The organism is Marinagarivorans sp., assembly GCF_982758155.1.
Window position 1 is genome coordinate 1 of record NZ_CEXWTU010000340.1, and the last position, 3,806, is coordinate 3,806.

The following is a 3,806-nucleotide window of genomic DNA, read 5'->3' on the forward strand; positions in this document are numbered from 1 at the left end:
CGATAACCGCTCCTGCGTTATTCTAATAACCTGCTTCCCTGCAGGCCCTCTTCGCCTAATTGGATAAACTATTATTGCCTCGCCCCTAAGGGTTGTGTTGTCTGTAGTCTTCGGTTAAAAAATGCCGCGCGGCTTTACCGGCAAAGCTTTGGTTTGATGCGAATAGGGTGGCAAAAGCCAGTTGGCTAAAAAGTAATGTTTTGGGTGGGGTAAACACAATAACTCCTTAGTGTATACATTGTTTTTTATTAAGGTTGTTATGCATACTGGCCGAGTAATAATAAGAGGATGAGGTGCTTGTGTTTGCATAAGCGGTAAAAGTTAACGCGTGAGCGAAGGCTAGGCCATGAAGAAGGAGTGATGAATTTATTATGTTATTATCCTTTTTAAAATCAGTGGGTTATATTTATTTTTTGAGTGCTTAGGGCATAGTTATGGAAACCATTTTTTGTTTAGGGGAATGCGTTGTCGATACAAGAAGCAATTCCTTGCAGCGTAATGGCCGGACCAAGCGTATAGAGCCTAAGTTGATGGAGGTGTTGTGTGTGTTGGCCAACAGCCCAGGGCAAGTGGTATTACGTGAAGAGCTGAAAGAGCGGGTTTGGAGTGATGTGGTGGTAGGGGATGATGCCGTCAACCGCGCTATGTTTGCCCTTAGAAATGCCCTAGGTGATGACGCTAAAGCCCCGCGCTATATCGAGACTATCCCTAAAAAAGGCTATCGCTTGTGTTGTGAGGTGAGCCCCTTTAAGCCAGAACCCGAGCCTGAAGCAGGGTCTCGTGCCCCACTCGGCTCGGATGATGCACCTTTGCCCGCACAGCAGCAGGGCGAAAAAGCTACGGTGCTCGCGCGTTTATCGGTGCGTACTTTATGGCTGGGTGCCGCATTATGTTTTAGTTTTGTTGTGGTGATAATGTATGGCAGTTGGCGTTGGTTGGGTGTCTCGTCCGAGTTGGTGATTGGCAAGATTATACCGGTCACGCATATTGCCGGTAGTGAAAAAAGCATGGCGCTGAATCCGGAAACTGACGAGTACGCTTATATTCACGATGTTGGTGAACGTACAGACTTGTATATCCAGCCCGCCAATGGAGCCACTGCGCTGCGCATTACGGATGACTTTGAAGCGGTGAGCTCGCCCAAATGGTTGGATGCTAAACGTTTGGTTTATGTGAGCTGTGCTACCCGGCGCTGTTCTATTTACCGCTATCAGCAGGGTATGGAAACTCAAAAAATTTACGGTAATGAAAAAAGCATTTATGGCTTAGATGTAGATCTTGCCGATAGCTCCACGGTATTTTTTAGTGAGTGGAAGGGTAAAGGGCGGATGGAACTTAAGCGCTTGAATATAGAGACCGGTGAAGTGACTGCTTTGCAAGAGGTGTATTCCCAACTTCCGGCGAATACCTATGCTCGAGTATACCGATCTGAAGACCAAGCGCTTTTTTATAGCACGCCAGTGGATACAGCCGTGGCGATCCGACAGCTTAATTTAGAGGATGGCAGCATTATCGATTGGGCTGCTGAGTTTGATGCGATTGATGATATTAAAATGTGTCGTGATCAAACGTTATTAGTGGCTGGTGAGTATGCCGGTGTTGGCGGTATTTGGCGCATTATGTCGAGCCAGAATTTACCGCATTTAATATTAAGGGGCTCGGGTACTGAATCGATAGTGGACTTGGAAATAGACAAACGCACTATGGATGTTTATTACAGTACGCACCAAGGTAATTTGGATCTCAAACTTTTTTCTCAGGGTATGTCCGAGCCCGATCCATTACCGGCATTAAATTCTGATATGAATGATGACGATGCCGTTTTTAGTGCCGATGGTCGTTATGTTTATTTTGTGTCCGACCGCTCGGGCAGTAAAGAAATCTGGCAGTACAATTTAGTGAATCAATCGATTCGGCAAATTACACACTTGAATGCAATGGCGATGGTGCGCCCGGCTATTTCTTATAATAATCAATTGCTGGCCGTGGGTTATGAAAGTGAATACCGGGGCATGGCGGTTGTTGCTATTGATAGCGGAAAAGTTTTGGCCTCGCAGCCGACGGAATCATTTCAGTATCCTTTATCGTGGTCTAAAGATGGGAAACACTTTTATGCTAGTGAATATAGCCAGGGCTTTGATGTTCACCAGTACGACGCCAAAACATTAGCGGCAAAGGCCGTTTATGAGAACGCCTGGTTATCCGTGAGTGAAATCAGCGATTCAAGTGGTTTGATGTTTCCTATTTACGGCGAGTCGCAACTGCAGCTATACAATTTTGAACACGGTGCTGCGCGTAAAATAGGTGTAACAATCCCTAATTTTTATGAAATGGAACTTGGGCATTTTTTGTTAAGTGAGAATGCAGCTTTTGGGCTAGGCTTGGAGGGGGCAGACCGCAGGGTGATTAAATACCCTTATGATGGCTCTGCTCCCACCGTAACGTTAGAGCTGCCGCGCTGGACTTGGGTGAGTGGTATTCGCAAAGACGGGTTGGCGGTTATTGCGGAAAAGCATGAGATGCCCCGCGGTGCGATTATGAAATTCAAATTGCATTAGTGAGCCACTCTTTATCTATTGCCTCGTCCCATAGTATTTTTCCCGATATGATGGCGCGATCTATTTACTTATTACGCAATGGAATAATTTTGGTACGCTTCGGTATCTTCATTTTTATCACTTTTATGTCAGCGTTTTCACAGGCCGAAAAGCCGGCTCTTCCGCTTGTGTTGGCGCAGCCGCATGCCCCTTTTTCTGCGGTGAATATCGAAGGTATCGAGCGGTTGGGTGGCTTGGTTGCCATGGTTGCCGATGGCGATGGTTTTTTATGGCTTGGTGGCGAAGGTGGTTTGGCGCGGTTCGACGGTTATCGGCTTAAGTTTTTTAACCATGCTGAAAAAGAGAGCAATTCTTTAAGTCATCACTTTGTTACCGGCCTACTTGTAGATCAGCACAAAAAATTATGGGTTGCGACACACAAGGGGCTAAATATTTATGACCCCGTCACGCAAACCTTTGCGCACTTAAATACCGAGCACGCCGTTGAATTTATTGTTCAAGATACAAACGGTACCGTGTGGGCGGCTTTTGTGGGTGCAGGGCTACAGCGTTATAGCGCTGAGCATAATCGGTTTATGCCTTACGCCTTTAATTCGGATTACCATTTTACGCATTTTTATACCGCCCTTGCGGATGCCAGTGGTAGCTTGTGGTTTGGTGGCGATAACGGGGCGTTGCGTGTTGAAACCCAATCCGGTGATGTCACCCATTTTCAACATCAACCCAGTAACCCTCAAAGCCTTAGTAATAATGCCGTGCGGGCCATTTATCAAGATAGCCACGGCGCCTTTTGGCTGGGGACTGAGCAAGGCCTTAATCGTTTTGATTCCGAGTTGGGTGCGTTTATTCGGGCGCGCGATACCTTGCTTAGCCAGCGCTATATTAGTGCCATTGCTGAGGATGATCGCGGGCAGCTTTGGGTCGCAACAGATGGCGACGGCTTATTTTATCGCGCTGTAGAGGCTGGCGAATTTACGCATTATTCCGTGGCTGAACCGGTGGGTAATGACATGGTTAACGACCATGTGCGCTTTTTGTCGCGAGGGCCCGATGGGCATTTATGGGCGGGCCATTATCCGGCCGGGGTTTCGCGTTCGGTGCGGTCGTCCACTATTTTTCGTAATTGGTTAAAAGGGCCAGCGGGAACCGGTTTAACGAATGCCGACGTGCTATCGGTTACTGAAGATGCGCAAGGGCATTTATGGGTGGGGACCGAGGGCGGGCTTAATCGAATAGACAATAAAACCG

General features: G+C 47.3%; 3 protein-coding genes. 2 read left to right on the plus strand and 1 reads right to left on the minus strand.

What is annotated here, in order from left to right; translation table 11 throughout:
- Positions 1-85: 85 nt before the first annotated feature.
- On the minus strand, positions 86-217 hold the full coding sequence (locus tag AC3A8L_RS20515) for a hypothetical protein (protein WP_487964136.1): 132 nt from the start codon (positions 215-217) through the stop codon (positions 86-88).
- A 217-nt stretch (positions 218-434) separates the two neighbouring features.
- On the opposite strand from AC3A8L_RS20515, the gene AC3A8L_RS20520 reads away from it, so the two are divergent.
- Both AC3A8L_RS20520 and AC3A8L_RS20525 read left to right on the plus strand, forming a co-directional pair.
- Positions 435-2,558, plus strand: coding sequence for a winged helix-turn-helix domain-containing protein (locus AC3A8L_RS20520; RefSeq protein ID WP_487964137.1), 2,124 nt, complete (start codon positions 435-437; stop codon positions 2,556-2,558).
- Positions 2,559-2,683: 125 nt separating this feature from the next.
- Positions 2,684-3,806 (plus strand): ligand-binding sensor domain-containing protein (locus tag AC3A8L_RS20525; protein WP_487964138.1); only part of this gene is annotated, 1,123 nt, incomplete at its 3' end.